Annotated in this window: 15 protein-coding genes; 3 read left to right on the top strand and 12 right to left on the bottom strand. The window is 65.1% G+C overall.

Annotated features, from left to right (window positions below):
* Nucleotides 1-84 precede the first annotated feature (84 nt).
* From mepA to DQ229_RS06545, 6 genes are all read right to left on the bottom strand, one after another.
* On the bottom strand, nt 85-954 hold the full coding sequence (mepA, locus tag DQ229_RS06570) for a penicillin-insensitive murein endopeptidase (RefSeq protein ID WP_238380989.1): 870 nt from the start codon (nt 952-954) through the stop codon (nt 85-87).
* Between the two features lie 23 nt (nt 955-977).
* Entirely contained in the window at nt 978-2366 is a 1389-nt protein-coding gene (locus DQ229_RS06565; RefSeq protein ID WP_238380988.1) for an MFS transporter, read from the bottom strand.
* A gap of 106 nt (nt 2367-2472) precedes the next feature.
* Nucleotides 2473-3327 (bottom strand): dTDP-4-dehydrorhamnose reductase, encoded by an 855-nt coding sequence (rfbD, locus tag DQ229_RS06560; protein WP_114965466.1) that lies wholly within the window; start codon nt 3325-3327, stop codon nt 2473-2475.
* Nucleotides 3324-4367: a dTDP-glucose 4,6-dehydratase gene (rfbB, locus tag DQ229_RS06555; RefSeq protein WP_114965465.1), complete on the bottom strand. Its 1044-nt coding sequence runs from the start codon at nt 4365-4367 to the stop codon at nt 3324-3326. Before rfbB ends, rfbD begins: the two co-directional genes overlap by 4 nt.
* 3 nt (nt 4368-4370) lie before the next feature.
* Nucleotides 4371-4925 carry a dTDP-4-dehydrorhamnose 3,5-epimerase gene (gene rfbC, locus DQ229_RS06550; RefSeq protein ID WP_114965464.1) on the bottom strand — a complete coding sequence of 185 codons (555 nt, stop codon included), beginning with the start codon at nt 4923-4925 and terminating at the stop codon, nt 4371-4373.
* A 92-nt stretch (nt 4926-5017) separates the two neighbouring features.
* Nucleotides 5018-5467 (bottom strand): MarR family winged helix-turn-helix transcriptional regulator, encoded by a 450-nt coding sequence (locus DQ229_RS06545; protein WP_114965463.1) that lies wholly within the window; start codon nt 5465-5467, stop codon nt 5018-5020.
* Nucleotides 5468-5651: 184 nt separating this feature from the next.
* Here DQ229_RS06545 and DQ229_RS06540 point away from each other — a divergent pair, with 184 nt between their 5' ends.
* Nucleotides 5652-7601, top strand: coding sequence for an FAD-binding monooxygenase (locus DQ229_RS06540; RefSeq protein WP_114965462.1), 1950 nt, complete (start codon nt 5652-5654; stop codon nt 7599-7601).
* 200 nt (nt 7602-7801) lie between these two features.
* Entirely contained in the window at nt 7802-8836 is a 1035-nt protein-coding gene (locus DQ229_RS06535; RefSeq protein WP_238380980.1) for a substrate-binding domain-containing protein, read from the top strand.
* Between the two features lie 173 nt (nt 8837-9009).
* On the opposite strand, the gene DQ229_RS06530 is transcribed toward DQ229_RS06535, so the two are convergent.
* The 5 genes from DQ229_RS06530 to DQ229_RS06510 form a co-directional block, all read right to left on the bottom strand.
* Entirely contained in the window at nt 9010-9810 is an 801-nt protein-coding gene (locus tag DQ229_RS06530; RefSeq protein WP_114965552.1) for a cytochrome c1, read from the bottom strand.
* Nucleotides 9811-9829: 19 nt separating this feature from the next.
* Nucleotides 9830-11185: a cytochrome b gene (locus DQ229_RS06525; protein ID WP_114965461.1), complete on the bottom strand. Its 1356-nt coding sequence runs from the start codon at nt 11183-11185 to the stop codon at nt 9830-9832.
* 11 nt (nt 11186-11196) lie between these two features.
* The gene (gene petA / locus DQ229_RS06520; RefSeq protein ID WP_114965551.1) at nt 11197-11757 is read right to left on the bottom strand and encodes a ubiquinol-cytochrome c reductase iron-sulfur subunit; all 561 of its coding nucleotides are present in this window, start codon (nt 11755-11757) and stop codon (nt 11197-11199) included.
* A gap of 299 nt (nt 11758-12056) precedes the next feature.
* Nucleotides 12057-12674, bottom strand: a complete 618-nt coding sequence (locus tag DQ229_RS06515) for a glutathione S-transferase (protein WP_114965550.1) — start codon at nt 12672-12674, stop codon at nt 12057-12059.
* 2 nt (nt 12675-12676) lie between these two features.
* On the bottom strand, nt 12677-12958 hold the full coding sequence (locus DQ229_RS06510) for a hypothetical protein (protein WP_114965460.1): 282 nt from the start codon (nt 12956-12958) through the stop codon (nt 12677-12679).
* Nucleotides 12959-13250: 292 nt separating this feature from the next.
* Here DQ229_RS06510 and DQ229_RS06505 point away from each other — a divergent pair, with 292 nt between their 5' ends.
* On the top strand, nt 13251-14909 hold the full coding sequence (locus tag DQ229_RS06505) for an alpha/beta hydrolase (RefSeq protein WP_155326456.1): 1659 nt from the start codon (nt 13251-13253) through the stop codon (nt 14907-14909).
* 13 nt (nt 14910-14922) lie between these two features.
* Here DQ229_RS06505 and trhO read toward each other — a convergent pair whose 3' ends face one another.
* Nucleotides 14923-15828 carry an oxygen-dependent tRNA uridine(34) hydroxylase TrhO gene (gene trhO, locus DQ229_RS06500; RefSeq protein ID WP_114965458.1) on the bottom strand — a complete coding sequence of 302 codons (906 nt, stop codon included), beginning with the start codon at nt 15826-15828 and terminating at the stop codon, nt 14923-14925.
* Between the last annotated feature and the right edge of the window lie 12 nt (nt 15829-15840).

Genomic DNA, 15840 nt, shown 5'->3' with positions numbered 1-15840 from the left:
CGCCCTCTGACCAGCATCCTTGTCTGGAAAGAGGGAAAATTCCACAAATTTGGCTATTTTCGTTCACACTGCGTTCCCGTTGTGTCACCGGGCCGTCAGCACCGCCCCGCATTGTGCCGGCAGATCGGCCATGGTGAAGCTGCGCGGATGCCGCCGCGGAGGGGGCGCGGGTGCATCCGGGTCGGGCGGCGGCGGATCGAGATAATCGGTCACCCACCACATGAGCGTTTCGTCGCAGCCGTCGCCGCCGTTCGACAGATCGGCCACCGTGGGTGTCTGGGTCTCGCAAAGGGGCGAATCAGCCGGGCAGCGCATCCGCACATGGAAGTGCGTGTTATGGCCCGAGAAGGGGCGGATCTTCTGCAACCATGCGCGGTCGGCCCGCGCCGCGGTTCGGCACATCTCGATCTTGACTGCGGCGGCGACAAAGATGCGATCGACCCGCACATCAAGCGCCGCCGCCCTGAGCAATGCGTGGTGCTGCGCCGTCCAGTTGGCATTGACGCTGCGCTGATCGGCGGTGCGCACCGAGATCGAGCTGATGCTTTCGCGCTCCGCCCGGCTTAGGTTCAACCGTGCAGGCGGCAGCATCCAGATATCCACGTCCAGCCCCGTCTGATGGCTGGTATGGCCCGAGGTCATCGGCCCGCCGCGCGGCTGGCTGATATCGCCCACATAGATGCCGCGCCAGCCGATGCTCTGCGCGGCACCCGCAAGATCCTTGATAAAGGCGATGGTTTGCGGGTGGCCCCAGTTGCGGTTGCGGCCAAGCCGCATGGCCTGCCAGCCCGGCCCGGTTTCAGCCAATTCCACCAGGCCTGCCGCGCAGCCCCGGGCATAAGCCCCGACCACGGCGGGCGGTTGCGCCGAAGGCGCGCGGTGCGCGCCGAAAAGCTGGTTGGCAAGTTCGCCGGCTGATGCGCCCTGCACACCGCCAGCCACCGCGCCAAGCATCAGGCCAAGCACCATGCCGGGGCTCAGGCGTCTCTGTCCGGTTGCATCGTCGCCGCCCATGAGCTTTCGCTTTCCCCCTCCGGTTTGACCCAGATTAACAGGATCAGCCCAAGCAGCAACAACCCGATCAAGGGGCTTACCCCGAGGCGCTGGCTGTCGAACGCTTGCGTCGACATGGCAATCAGCGCGGGCGCCAGGAACGAGGTCGCCTTGCCGGACAGCGCGTAAAGCCCGAAAGCCTCGGTCATCCGCGCGGGGTTGGCCTGCCGCACCATCATCGTGCGTGAGGCCGCCTGAAGCGCACCGCCCGCCGCCCCGATGGCCCCGCCGCAGATGAAAAAGGCAATGTCCGGCAGGCCGGAGCCGGCCGTCAGCGGCACACCCAACAGCATGGTGCGGTCGGTGCTGACAACAACCATGCACACCCCGATCAGCGCCACGATACAGGTCACGATCACCGGCTTGGGGCCGAAGGCGCGGTCGGCCCGCCCTCCGATCCAGCAGAAGATCGCCCCGGCAATGGCCGCCACCACGCCGAAGACACCGATCTGCACGATCGACCATCCCAGCACCCCGGCCGCATAGATGCCGCCGAAGGCATAGATCCCGTTCAACGCATCGCGGTAGAACATCGACGACCCGAGATAGGCCAGCAGGCTGGGATGGCGCGGCAGCCCCCGCAGGGTGCGCCACAGGTCACGCAGCCCCTTGCGCACGATCGGCGCAAGCGCGGTGCCGCCCGCCCTGCGCGTTCCGGTTTCGGGCACCAGCAGAAAGAACGGGATCACGAAAACAACATACCACAGCGCCGAGAACGGGCCGACCGCGCGCGTGCCCTCGCGCGTCTCCGGGTCGAGGCCGAAGGCAGGCTCAAGCCCGATCAGCGTGCGCCCCGTGTCATCCTCGGCCAGAAACAGCAGCATCACCGCCAGCGCGATCACCCCGCCCGCGTAGCCAAAGGCCCAGCCTGTGCCCGATATGCGCCCGATCTCTTGGCGCGGGCCGAGACTGGGCAGGATGGCATTGGTGAAGATGATGCCAAATTCCAGCCCGACCATGCCGATGCCGAAAACGACCAGCACGAAAAGCAGGTTCTCGGCCTCGGGCACCGCCCACCACAGCGCGAAACTGCCCACCACATAGAACAGCGACCAGAAATATATCCAGGGCCGCTTTGGCCCGGCGCTGTCGGCTATGGCGCCGAGCAGCGGCGCAAGCAGCGCGATGCAGATGCCCGTCACCGTCAGCATCCAGCCCCAGAGCTTCTGGCCCGTCACCGGATCGGGCGCGACCGCCGAGGCGAAATAAGGTGCGAAGATGAAAGTCAGCAACAGCGTATTGTAGGGCTGATTGGCCCAGTCGAAGAAATACCACCCCCAGACGCGGCCATTGCCGTAAGGCGGCCGCGCCAGAGCAGCCGAGGCCGGAGAGGCGCCAGTGGTCTTGGGGCTGCTGCTCACGGCGCACATCCCCCATGGCCGCCCGTTACCGCCTGCCGGAGTAATATGCTTGGCGTGTTCATGGCTTGCCTTTCAGATCTTTCACGACGCCGGCCAAGGCCGCCTGCCAGTCTGGCCGGGAAATGCCGAACTCCGCCTTCAGGCTTGCGCAATCCAGCCGCGAATTCAGCGGCCTTTGCGCCGGGGTCGGCCATGCGGAGGTGGGGGTGTCCTCGATCCGGCACGATAGCCCGGCCTCGGCCATGATGGCGCGCGCGAAATCGGCCCAGGTCGTGTCGGGCTGGCCCGAAAGGTGATAGGTGCCGCCCCTGGCCGGATCGGCGCGCAGCGCGGCGGCGATCCGCACACAGGCCGCCGCGATGGCGCTGGCCGGGGTCGGCCCGCCGGTCTGGTCGGCCACGACGCGCAGGCTGTCGCGCTCGGCCCCCAACCGCAGCATGGTGCGCACGAAATTCGCGCCATGCGCCGAAAACACCCATGATGTTCGAAGGATCGCATGTACCCCGCCCGCGGCGCGCACGCCTTTCTCGCCCGCCAGTTTCGAGCGCCCGTAGGCCCCCAGCGGTGCGGGCGGGTGATCGGAGGAGACGGGGGCCGTGCCGCTGCCGTCAAAGACATAATCGGTCGAGATCTGCACCATCGGCACGCCCAGCGCAGCACAGGCCCGTGCCATGGCTGCAGGGGCCGCACCATTGATGCGTGTTGCCAGGGCCTCCTCGCTTTCGGCGCGGTCCACTTCGGTGAAGGCGGCCGCGTTGATCACGGCCTGCGGGGCAAGCCGGGCAATCCAGTCGGCGCAGGTTTCCGGCTGGCTCAGGTCAGCCTCGTCACGGCCAAGGAACCGCGCTTGCGGCACCTGCCGCGCCAGTTCGTTGGAGACCTGCCCGCCCTTGCCGAACACCAGAAGCGTCATGCCCCCAACCCCAGCCTTTGCCCGACACCCGCGCGCGCCTGAAGCGGGCGCCACCAGGCTTCGTTGGCGAGATACCAGTCAACCGTGCGCTCCAGGCCCTTCTCCAGCGTGACCGAGGGCCGCCAGCCCAGTTCATCGCGGATGCGGGCCGGGTCGATGGCATAGCGCGCGTCATGGCCGGGGCGGTCGGGCACGAAGGTGATCAAATCGGCATGAGGGCCTTCCGGCCAGGGGCGCTTGCGGTCAAGTATGGCGCAAATCATCCGCACCAGCTCGAGATTGCTGCGCTCGCTCTCGCCGCCGATATTGTAGCTGCGCCCGATCTGGCCGCTTTCCAGCACCCGAAGCAGCGCCTCGGCGTGATCTTCGACATACAGCCAGTCGCGCACGTTCGAGCCGTCGCCGTAGATCGGCAATGGCTGCCCCGCCAGCGCGTTGAGAATGATCACCGGGATCAGCTTTTCGGGAAAGTGAAAGGGCCCGTAATTGTTCGAGCAATTGCTCAGCACCACCGGCAGGCCATAGGTCTCGCCCCAGGCGCGCACCAGATGGTCGCTCGCCGCCTTGCTGGCCGAATAGGGCGAGCGCGGGTCGTAGGGCGTATCCTCGTTGAACCGCCCTTGCGCGCCAAGGCTGCCATAAACCTCGTCGGTCGAGATATGGTGGAACCGAAACCCCGCGGGGCGCTCGGCCCCCTCCCAATAGCGGCGCGCAGCTTCGAGCAGGTTGCAGGTGCCGGTTACGTTGGTTTCGATAAAGGCGCCGGGCCCGTCGATAGAGCGGTCAACATGGCTTTCGGCAGCGAGGTGCATCACCGCATCGGGCCGGTGCCGGGCGAAAATGCGCGCCAGCGCCGCCGGGTCGCGGATATCGGCATGTTCAAAGGCGTAAAGCGGGCTGTCGGCCACCGTGGCGACATTATCGAGGCAGGCGGCATAGGTCAGCGCATCGAGGTTGACGACATGATGCCCCCGCGCCACCGCCAGCCGCACCACGGCCGAGCCGATGAACCCTGCGCCGCCCGTCACCAGTAGTTTCATCGCTTACCCCGCATAGGTGAAAGGCGTGTCGAAATCGGCAAAGGGCACGGCGGCGGCATCCTTCCCGGACAGCACCGGCGCTGTCACGCCCCAGTCGATGCCAAGGCTGCTCCACAAAACCGCGCCGTCGCATTCGGGCGCATAGTAATCGGTGCATTTGTAGATGACTTCGGTATCGCGCGCGCGGGTAACAAAGCCATGCAGGAACCCCGGCGGCACCCAGAGCTGCCGGCCATTCGCCGCGCTCAGATCGACCCCCACCCATTGCCCGTAACGGGGCGAGCCGCGCCGCGCATCCACCGCCACGTCAAGGATCGCGCCGCGCACGCAACGCACCAGCTTGCCCTGGGCATGGGGCGGCGTCTGGTAATGCAGCCCGCGCAGCGTGCCCGCCTGCCGCGAACAGGAATGATTGTCCTGCACGAAATCGGGCAGTGACGCGCCCGCCTGCTCCAATGTGCGCCTGTTCCAGGTTTCCGAGAACCAGCCCCGCGCATCACTGAACCGGCGTGGGGTGAGGATCAGAACCTCGGGCAATGTCGTGGGATCCAGTTGCATGGCACTCCATCACTCAAGCTGGACGCAACCTGCCAGAAAAACGCGGGCGACACCATGCAGCACAAGACAGCGCATTTGCGGTAAAGAAACCGCTAATCGGACGCCACCTCCTCGGGATGCAGCGCGCGGGTCGCCTTGCGAGCGAGAGCAAGGAAGGTCCGGCGCTCCTCCTCGGTCAGGCCACACAGGATATCGGCCTGCAATGCCAGAACGGCAGGCGTGAACTCATCGAGAATGCGCTTACCTGCGGCGCTTAGCGTCAGAACGCGCGCACGGCGGTCCCGCGGGCTAATCTCGCGTTTGAGGTAGCCTTTTTCCACAAGCCGGTCGATGACGCCGCCAATGGTCGTGCGGTCATAGGCGATCATCGCCGCCACGCTGGCCTGATCGATCCCCGGTGTCGTCCGCACGGCCTCGAGCGCGACAAATTGCACCGGGGTCAGATCGTGGCCCGCGGCGCGGGCACGGGCATGAAAGGCCTGGACCGAGATCTGATGCAACCGCCGTATGAAATGACCGGGCAGTTCGAAGATCTCGCTCACTTTTTCCTCCCTGTTCAGATTTTCGCCCCTCGCGCGGGTCGGGTGTCAGGTTAACCGCGCAGGCTTGATATGTATACAAATCATTTGCCCTCCGCGCACATGATCGGTATACATACAATAACAATACCGCTTATGCTGGCAGCAACCAACAGCATCGCCGCTATCACCTCAGGGAGAGGAAACCATGCAGTTCCACTACAACGGGTTCACCCCCGGCGACCCTACCACAGCACGCATCGGCAACCCGGAGGATACACGCCCCCGCCGCGATCCGCTGCCTGAGGAGTGCGATGTGCTGATCGTGGGCTGCGGCCCGGCGGGGCTGACCCTGGCGGCGCAGCTGGCGGCCTTTGCCGATATCAAGACCTGCATCATCGAACAGAAGGATGACCGCATCACGCTGGGCCAGGCCGACGGTATCGCCTGCCGCACCGTCGAGATGTTCGAGGCCTTTGACTTCGCCGAGCGCGTGCTCAAGGAAGCCTGCTGGATCAATGAAACCTCGTTCTGGCGGCCCGATCCGGAAACCCCCGATCACATCTACCGCAGCGGCCGCATCCAGGACACCGAGGACGGGCTGTCCGAGTTTCCCCATGTGGTACTCAATCAGGCGCGGGTGCATGATTTCTATCTCGACGTCATGCGCAACGGGCCGGGCCATATCGTGCCCTATTACTCGCGCAGGCTTCTCGATCTCGAAGTCGACCCCAATGCGGGCACCGGCGCCAGGGCTTCGTCCCACCCTGTCACTGCCCGGATCGAGCGTTCGGACGCCGGCCATGAGGGCGACGTGGAAACCATCCGCGCCCGTTATGTGGTGGGCTGTGATGGCGCGCGCAGCGTCGTGCGGCACGAAATCGGGCGCAAGCTGGTCGGCGACTCCGCCAATCAGGCCTGGGGCGTGATGGATGTGCTGGCGGTGTCGGATTTCCCGGATTTCCGGATGAAGGCTGCCATCCACTCGGCCAATGAGGGCAATGCCATCCTGATCCCGCGCGAGGGTGGCTTTCTTGTCCGGCTCTATATCGAACTGGACAAGCTGAACGAGAATGAGCGCGTGGCCAACAAGAACATCACGGTTGACCACATCATCGCCGCCGCGCAGCGCATCTTCCGCCCCTATAGCCTTGAGGTAAAGGAAGTGCCCTGGTGGTCGGTCTACGAGATCGGCCAGCGCCTGTGCGACAAGTTCGACGACGTGCCCGAGGATCAGATCGCCACGCGACTCCCGCATGTCTTCATCACCGGCGATGCCTGCCATACCCACAGCCCCAAGGCAGGGCAGGGCATGAATGTCTCGATGGGCGATGGCTTCAACCTGGGCTGGAAGCTTGCCGCCGTGCTTCAGGGGCGCAGTGCGCCGGAGCTGTTGCACAGCTATTCCGGCGAACGCCAGACCATCGCCAAACAGCTGATCGATTTCGACCGCGAGTTGGCGCGCATGTTCAGCGCCCGCCCAAAGACCGGCCCCGATGATACCGAGGGCGTCGATCCGGCCGAGTTCCAGAAATATTTTGTCCAGCACGGGCGCTTCACCGCAGGCACGGCAATTCACTATGCGGCGTCCGATATCTGCGGCGGGCACGATAACCAGCACCTCGCTGCGGGCCTGACCACCGGGATGCGCTTTCACTCGGCTCCTGTGATCCGGCTGGCCGATGCCAAACCGATTCACCTGGGCCATACCGTAAAGGCCGACGGGCGCTGGCGCGTCTTTGCGTTTGCCGCCAGCGACGATCAGGGGGGTCCTGACGGCAAGATCGCGCAGCTGTGCGACTGGCTCGAAAATGGCACCGACTCGCCCATTCGGCGCGCAACGCCCAAAGGCGCCGACCTGGATTCGGTCATCGACCTGAGGGTCGTGTTCCAGAAGTATCACCGCGACCTGCGGCTCGATAAGATGCCCGCCCTGCTCCTGCCCACAAAGGGCCGCCATGCCCTGCGCGACTATGAAAAGATCTACTGCCCTGATCTGAATCCGGGACAGGACATCTTTGACATGCGCGGCATAGACCGGGCACGCGGCTGCATGGTTGTGGTGCGCCCCGATCAATATGTGGCCAATATCCTGCCACTCGATGATAACGCGGGCCTTGCGGCGTTCTTCCAGCGGATCATGCTGCCTGCGATGTAGCTATTTTGAATTGAGCAGGCTCCCTTTTTTCCTGCGCCTGTGCCCTGTCCGGTGCTAGTTCTGACATGATCGCCGGCGTCGCCAACGCCGGCGGGGATGACGAAGGCGCAACAAGGCGGTGCGCGTCACCACTCACGGCCGGCGGCGCAGACCTCGCAGCAACCCGGCGTCATCCCCGTTCTCTACTTTGCCGCAGGCGCATGACCGTGGGCGGACAAGACATCATTACGAACAACGAGGAAAACATGCCGCATCTGCAACTTTCGCTGGCCATCGGGGATTATGACCGCGCGCGACCGCTTCTGGACGGGGACGTGCGCATGGACGGGGTCGAGATCGTGCCGCTCAAGCTCGATCCGGAAGAAATCTTCTTCCGCGCCTTTCGTCATGCCGAGTTCGACATTTGCGAGCTTTCGCTCAGTTCGTTCTCGGTCAAGACAGCGGCGGGCGATTGCCCCTATGTCGGCGTGCCGGTCTTTCCCTCGCGAATGTTCCGGCACACCTCGGTCTATATTCGCACCGACCGCGGCATCGAAAGCCCCGCCGACCTGACAGGCCGCCGCGTGGGCCTTGCCGAATACCAACTGACCGCCAATGTCTGGGCGCGCGGGTTTCTGCAAGACGACTTCGGCGTCAGCGCCGAGGATGTGACCTGGGTGCGCGGCGGGATCGAGGCGCCGGGGCGGATCGAAAAGATCGCGGTCAAACTGCCCGAAGGGGTCAAGCTGGAAGACGCACCCGAAGGCGAAACCCTGTCCGGGATGCTGGCACGCGGCGAGATCGACGCGCTGATCGGCCCGCGGATGCCCTCGTGCTTTGGCCCCGAACACAATGTCGGCTGGCTGTTCCCCGATCCCCGCGCCGCCGCCATAGACTATTTCCAACGCACGCGCATCTTCCCGATCATGCACATTCTGGGTATCAGGCGCGAACTGGTCACGGCGCATCCCTGGCTGCCGGCCACAGCACTCAAGGCCTTCGTACAGGCCAAGGCGGTCAATGCCGCCCATCTGGCCGACACGGCCACCACCAAGGTCACGCTGCCCTTTCTTGAGGAACAGATTCTCGAGGCGCAGCGCCTGATGGGCGACGATTACTGGTCATACGGCTTCCACGAGAACCGCCATGTCATTGAAGAGTTCCTGCGTCTGCACCACGAGCAAGGCCTCTCGCCCCGTCGCCTGAAACCCGAAGAGCTGTTCCACCCCACCACCTTTGAAACAGCCGTGATCTGAACCGGCGGGCGCACCGGCGGCATGATTTGAAAAAGGGAGCCTTCCACGCAGGAAGGCCCCCTTTCTTGTTTTCGGCTGACCCGCTCAGCGAGTCAGCGCCAAATTCAGAATCCCGGTCTGCCGACCGTGGACATTGGCGATCGAGATGCCGGGATCAACCGCGCCGCGCGGCCTCAGGCCTCTTTCGCGCGTTTCTTGACCGGCGCCCAGATTTTCTTGTTGGTCAGATAGAGCAGCGCGGTCAACAGCGTCAGCAGGATGAACCCGGTCAGGCCCGCGCGCTTGCGGGCGTGCATCTTGGGTTCCGCCGTCCAGGTCAGGAAGGCCGCGACATCCTTGGCCATCTGTTCCTCGGTCGCCGGGGTGCCGTCGGCATAGGTAACCATGCCTTCCTGCAGCACCGGCGCCATCGAGATCAGCCCGCCGAACGCCGAATTCTCGTAGAACATCGTGCCGGCCTGCATCTCTTCCTCGCCAGTATAGCCCAGCAAAAGCGAGGCCAGGTATTCAGGCCCGCCGATGCCCTTGAACAGCTGGTTCAGGCCCAGCCCGTAGGGGCCCTCGAACCCGGCGCGCGCCTTGGTCATCAGGCTGAGGTCAGGCGCCGTTTCCAGATTCGAGGCCGGGAAGTGATCGGTCACCTCGGCGGTGCGGAACTCGCGCAGCTCGGGATCCCACACCTGGAACTCCGCAGCAAAGGCCCGAACCTGGTCCTCGGGGATGCCGGGGCCGTCCGGGTCAGAGAGCGTGCGGAAGGGCACATATTCCAGCCCGTGGCAGGCCGAGCATACCTCGGTATAGACCTGCAGCCCGCGCTGAAGCTGATTGCGATCATACGTGCCGAAGGGGCCCTTGAACGAGAAGTCGAAGGTCTGCACCTCGCCGCCCGCACCTGCCGCCATGGCGGCACCGGCCGAAAGGCCAAGCGCGGTGAGGGCAGAAAGCGTGAGGGTTTTCAGTTTCACAGCTGTCATCCTTTCTTTCATGCCCATCTCATTCGGCCGGAACGCGTTCGGGCGAAGGGCCACCCTTGTCACCACCCGAGGATTTCTTGACCTTAGCATTGAAATCATCCTCGATGGTCGCCGGCTCTGGCTGCGGCTTCTCGATCACGCCCAAGAGCGGCAGGATCACCAGGAAGTAGCCAAACCAGTAAGCCGTCCCGATCAGCGCAATGTTGGTGTAGATGCCCTCGGCCGGCATGGCCCCTGCCCACATCAGCACGAAGAAGTCCACCACCAGAAGCCAGAACCACCACTTGAACATCGGGCGATACTTGCCCGAGCGCACCCGCGAGGTGTCGAGCCAGGGCACCAGCACCATCACGAAGATCGAGGCGAACATCGCCAGCACGCCGAAGAAGGCCGCGTCGATGATGCCGAAGCTGATCCAGTTGGCGAAGATGACGATCCAGACATCCGAGGTGAAGGCGCGCAGGATCGCGTAGAATGGCAGGAAGTACCATTCCGGCACGATATGCGATGGCGTCACCAGCGGGTCGGCCTCGATGTAGTTGTCGGGGTGTCCGAGATAGTTGGGCATGTAGGCCACGATCAGCCAGAAGACGATCATCACCACACCCAGCGCGAAGAGGTCCTTCATCACGAAGTAGGGCCAGAAGGGCAGCGTGTCGCGCTCGGCCTCTTCCTTGGACTTGCGGCGCACCTCGACCCCGGTGGGGTTGTTGTTGCCGGTCGTGTGGAAGGCCCAGACATGCACGATGACCAGCCCGAGAATCACAAAGGGCAGCAGATAGTGCAGCGAGAAGAAACGGTTGAGCGTGGCATTGCCCACCGCCGGCCCGCCCAGAAGCCAGGTCTGCAGCGCATCGCCGATACCGGGGATCGCGCCGAACAGGCCGGTGATCACTGTGGCGCCCCAGAACGACATCTGCCCCCAGGGCAGCACATAGCCCATGAACGCCGTGGCCATCATCAGCAGGTAGATCAGCATGCCGATAATCCAGGTCACCTCGCGCGGCGCCTTGTACGAGCCGTAATAGAGCCCGCGGAAGATGTGCAGGTAAACGGCGGCAAAGAACAGCATCGCCCCGTTCTGATGCAGATAGCGCATCATGTGCCCGCCATTGACGTTGCGCATGATGTGCTCGACGCTGGCAAAGGCGAAATCCACATGCGGGGTATAGTGCATCGCAAGCACGATGCCGGTGACGATCTGCAACACCAGGCAGAACACCAGAACCACGCCCCAGATCCACATCCAGTTGAGGTTCCTTGGCGTCGGGATCATGAGCGTGTCGTAGATCAGGCCGACAATCGGCAGACGACGATGCAGCCATTTTTCGCCGCTGGTTTTCGGCTCGTAATGATCGTGGGGAATTCCGGACATGCTTGTCTCCCTTAGCCCAGCCTGAGCGTCGTATCGTCAACGAATTCCGCGACTGGAATCCACATGTTCTCGGGCGCGGGGCCACGGCGGATACGCCCTGCAGTATCGTAATGGGAGCCGTGGCAGGGGCAGAACCAGGCGTTGAAATCACCCGCGCCATTGCCCACGGGCACGCAGCCCAGATGCGTGCAGACCCCGATCATCACCAGCCACTCGCCCGCGTCGTCGAGGGTGCGGTTTTCGTCCGAGGCATCGGTGCCCGGGCGGTTGGGGTTTTGCGAACTGGTGTCCATCAGATCGCTCAGCGGCACCGCGCGCGCCTCCTCGATCTCGGCCTCGGTGCGGCGGCGGATGAACACCGGCTTGCCAAGGAAGTTGACCGTAAGCTGGCTGCCGGGCTCCACGCCGCTCACATCGACGAATATCTGCGAAAGCGCCTGAACATCGGCGGCCGGGTTCATCTGGTTGATGAGCGGCCAGATTACCGCACCGGCGGTCACGGCGCCGGCCCCGGCGGTGGCGTAATACAGGAAATCGCGGCGGCTGCCTGCGGTATCATCAGCGTGGGACACGTGCATTCTCCCTCAGTTGGCCATTTCGCGGGGCCGTGAACGCGCAGAGACTGCAGTTGCCTGCAGCCCTTTGGCGCGGGTTTTAGCGGGCATGTGAGGGTCAGTCCAGCCACCAATTCGGGCTATCTTGCCGCAGTGGGCAGATATTCCGCGCCTTTCCCGGCTCCGTGTCCCGCACGACACGGCAAGGCCGGGGGTTCCACCCGCCATCTTTCGCTGTCTCGACCGGGGCCAGGGCAGCCGTGAATCACCCTGAGGAAATTGATGCGCCCGGCAGGGCACGGGCGCCGCGCTGGTGCTCAAATCTGGCGTGGCATGGTAGCCACCATGCTTTCGCGCGCCGTGAAACCGACATGCCAGGCGGCAAGCTCAGGATGCCCCGCGCGCCAGTCGCGCGTGCCGTGGCGAAAATCGAGATAGTCCAGCGCACAGCCCATTGCGACATGCGCGATGTTCAGCGGCCCGGACAGATGCGACATCCAGCGTGTCTCCAACGCATCGAGGCTGCGTTCTATCTTGCGCCACTGGGCCTCCAGAATCTCGGGAATCACCTTGTCGGCCGGGCGCAGCCGGGTTTCGTAAACCATGAGCACCGCCGCATCCATCATGCCATCGGCGGTCGCCTCAAGGGTCAGCACTTCCCATTCGCCCGAATGGCCCGGCGCGGGGTAAAGCCGTGCGCCGGCGCGCGCATCCAGATACCGGCAGATCACCCGGCTGTCATAAAGGGTTGCCCCCTCGGGCCGGTCGAGCGCGGGGATCTTGCCCAGCGGGTTGCGCGTGGTTGGCAGCGAGCCGGGCGACAGCGCCGAACCCTTGGCATGAACCAGTTCCACATCGGCAAGCTGGCCGGTCTCGTGCAGCACGACCATGACCTTGCGCACGAAGGGCGACGCGTCGTTGTGATACAGCCTCAGGCTCATGCGCCCGGCACCCGCCGCAGCCGCAACCGCCCGAGCAGGGCCAGGTCGACCTCCACCCCGCGGCCCTCGGCCCCCCAGCGGATCACCCGGCGATACCGCCATGCCCCGTTGGCCTGTTCGCGTTCAGGGGCATGGACACCGCTCAGCCCCTCTGGCAACTCGTCCATCGCATCCTCGGTGCGCTGGTCGATGCGTCCGCACACCACACTCCGTGCCGCCAGATACCCGGCCAGCGCGACCACGCCGATACCGGCAATCGGAATGACAGGCAGCGCCATGTTTGTCTTGCTCCTTGCTCTACGCCTTGTCGTTCTTGGCGAATTCCTGCGCACGGCCTGAGCCTAGGCCAGCCACCGAGGCCTGTCCATCGGCATTTGCCGCAGCGTTCCGCGTCGCAAAGGGCGCGCTTGACGAGGCGGCATGAGCCGCGCAATCCTTCCGGATGCTGCGGCGTATCAGGGCGCCGGTACAGCGCATGGCTGTCAACGAACGAGAGAAACGCGCATGATCGGCTTTCACGCTTTTTGCAGAAAGGCGCTCGGGAAGCGGGCCGCCACAGCCCTCGTTGCGATGGCAGCCTCCCTTGCCTCACCACAGGCGACCCATGCCCAGTCGCCGACCCTGCCGCTGTCTGCGGAACCGCACAGCACAGCAGCGCTGCCCCCCGGAGAGGCATTTCTCGCCTTTGACCGTTTCCTTGCCCTGTTACCGGAGGCCCCCGAATCGGCCTTCGCGCTGGCCGAGCATGTTCTGGCCATGTCGGATACCGCAGATCTGCGGCTGGCGCTGGCCGAAGCGGCGCTTGGAGCCGGGCATCCCGCGCAGGCGCTGGCGTGTCTGCAGAATGTGGCCGCGCGACTTCCCCCTCAAGACGCCCGACATACCCAGGCCATGGCGCTTGAGATAGCCGCGCATCTGGCTTTGGGCGATGCCGCGCGCGCAATGGCCCGGGCCGAAATGCGCTACAAATCCGTGCGCGCACGGCTGGGCGATTACAGCCCCGCGCTGGGCGCCGAGCTTGATGCACTGGCCGCGCTGGCCGCTGAAAACGGCCTGACCGCACCGCCGCTGATCGCAGAAGAACGCGCGCGCCTGTCAGCCCAGCCGCGCAGCCTGCCCACGCCCGACGACCCGCACGCCGTGACCGTCTGGTATGGCACCAGCCGCGCCGCGACCGGCGCGGCCGACCCAGCGCGGGCCTATGGCAGCGATGTGGGGCCGCTGGAGACAGGCCGGCTGGTCGTGACCATCCCGCCCGGCCACCGCACCGGGGTGATAGAGCGCCCGGCCGCCTGGTCCTTCACCGGACGGCCTGACCCGCGATCGCATGTCGTGCTTGCCGAGCTCGAGGTGCTGACGCGCGACGCCTTCGCCGCCGGCTGCTGCGGCGCCGAGGACAGGCTGCTTTTCGTGCACGGGTTCAACGTCAGTTTCGAAGCCGGCGCGCTGCGTGCCGCGCAACTGGCCTTCGACCTCGAATTTCGCGGCACTCCAATGTATTTCTCCTGGCCGTCGCAGGGCACCGTCCTGGGGTATCTGACCGACGCCAACGGGGTGTTCGCCAGCCGCCCGGCGCTGGTCGAGTTTCTGGAACTGGCAACACGGGGCGAGGGGCAGCTTCACATCATCGCCCATTCGATGGGCAACCGATACCTGCTGGAGGCGCTCGAGATCTTCCTGCGCGACCACCCCGACCGCCGGATCGGGCAGTTGATCCTCGGCGCGCCCGATGTCGACCAGAGCGAATTGCAGGTGCGCCTGCCCATCCTGCGTGACCGCGCCGAGCGCGTGACGCTCTATGCCTCATCGGGGGATCGGGCGCTCATGGCCTCGCAGCGGGTGAACGGTCGCCCGCGCGCGGGCGACATGGCGGGCGCCCCGCTTGGTCTGGCCGGGCTCGACACGATCGACGCCAGCGGCATGCAGGCGGACATGCTGGGGCACAGCTATTTCGGGATGGCCCCGCCGGTGCTGGCCGATATCTTGGGCATGGTGCGGTTGAACCGGCCGCCGCCCGAGCGCTGCAGCACCCTGCCCGGCGAGGCGGCCTCGCTATGGCTGCTGCGCGACGATGGTTGCGGGCTTGAGGAATTGCGCGTGGTCGAAGACCTGCTGCGCCTGCATGGTGACGAGGCCGTTGCCACCGCGCGCGACCGCGCAGGCCAGGCTCCCGGCGGTGATGCGGATTTCTGGCAGGCGGTGTTGCTTCTGCTGGAGACCCAGGGCTGATCCGAGTGTCGCCCTATTCAGCTCCCAGGTGCCGTTCGCCGCGGGCCTCGGCCAGACGCACCTGTCGCTCACGCTCGCGGAAACGGGCGCGGTCGGCCTCGGTGAAACGGTCATGGCAGCGGTGGCAGGACACGCCCGGCTCATAGTGCGGGTGCGTGCGGTCCTCGGGCGCAAGCGGCTGGCGGCAGGCGTGGCATAGCTGATGCCGCCCTTGCCGCAGCCCGTGGCCCAGCGCCACGCGCCCGTCAAAAACGAAGCATTCCCCCTGCCACTGGCTTTCGGACTCGGGCACGTCTTCCAGATACTGCAAGATACCGCCCTTGAGGTGATAGACCTCGTCCACCCCCTGCGCCATCAGATAGCTGGTCGCCTTTTCGCAGCGGATACCGCCAGTGCAGAACATGGCGATGCGCTTGTTGTGGAAACGCTCGCGGTTGGCCTCCCACCAGGCGGGAAAATCGCGAAAGCTTTCGGTGCCCGGATCAACCGCGCCGTCGAAGCTGCCGATCGCCACCTCATAAGCGTTGCGGGTGTCGATCACCGCCACATCGGGCGCAGAGATCAGCGCGTTCCAGTCCTGCGGCGCAACATACTGGCCCACGGCCTGCGTCGGGTCGGCCTCGGGGCAGCCCATGGTGACGATCTCGCGCTTGAGTCGCACCTTCATGCGGCCAAAGGGCCACTCCGGCGCAGTGCTTTCCTTCCATTCAAGGGCCGCACAGCCGGGCCAGGAACGAATATGGTCCAGCACGGCATCGACCCCGGCGCGCGGCCCGGCAATCGTGCCATTGACGCCTTCGCGCGCAAGCAGCAGCGTGCCGCGCACACCCGCCTGCGCACACAAGGCACGCAGCGGTCCGGCCAGCGCGGCCGGGTCGTCGAGCCTTGCGAAATGATAAAGCGCGGCAACCGTGAACATGGCGCTTCCTAA

Origin of the sequence: Alkalilacustris brevis, from assembly GCF_003350345.1 — a bacterium.
In the GTDB taxonomy this organism is placed as follows: domain Bacteria; phylum Pseudomonadota; class Alphaproteobacteria; order Rhodobacterales; family Rhodobacteraceae; genus Alkalilacustris; species Alkalilacustris brevis.
Note: the sequence above shows the minus strand (reverse complement) of the source record. Positions and strands in the feature narration are given on the sequence as shown.

Coding starts and splice junctions, on each gene's coding strand:
- DQ229_RS06540 (WP_114965462.1), top strand. CDS start 5,652: ATGCAGTTCCACTACAACGGGTTCACCCCCGGCGACCCTACCACAGCA.
- trhO (WP_114965458.1), bottom strand. CDS start 15,828: ATGTTCACGGTTGCCGCGCTTTATCATTTCGCAAGGCTCGACGACCCG.
- DQ229_RS06525 (WP_114965461.1), bottom strand. CDS start 11,185: ATGTCCGGAATTCCCCACGATCATTACGAGCCGAAAACCAGCGGCGAA.
- DQ229_RS06535 (WP_238380980.1), top strand. CDS start 7,802: ATGACCGTGGGCGGACAAGACATCATTACGAACAACGAGGAAAACATG.
- rfbD (WP_114965466.1), bottom strand. CDS start 3,327: ATGACGCTTCTGGTGTTCGGCAAGGGCGGGCAGGTCTCCAACGAACTG.
- DQ229_RS06530 (WP_114965552.1), bottom strand. CDS start 9,810: ATGACAGCTGTGAAACTGAAAACCCTCACGCTTTCTGCCCTCACCGCG.
- rfbC (WP_114965464.1), bottom strand. CDS start 4,925: ATGCAACTGGATCCCACGACATTGCCCGAGGTTCTGATCCTCACCCCA.
- rfbB (WP_114965465.1), bottom strand. CDS start 4,367: ATGAAACTACTGGTGACGGGCGGCGCAGGGTTCATCGGCTCGGCCGTG.
- mepA (WP_238380989.1), bottom strand. CDS start 954: ATGCTTGGCGCGGTGGCTGGCGGTGTGCAGGGCGCATCAGCCGGCGAA.
- DQ229_RS06505 (WP_155326456.1), top strand. CDS start 13,251: ATGGCAGCCTCCCTTGCCTCACCACAGGCGACCCATGCCCAGTCGCCG.
- DQ229_RS06510 (WP_114965460.1), bottom strand. CDS start 12,958: ATGGCGCTGCCTGTCATTCCGATTGCCGGTATCGGCGTGGTCGCGCTG.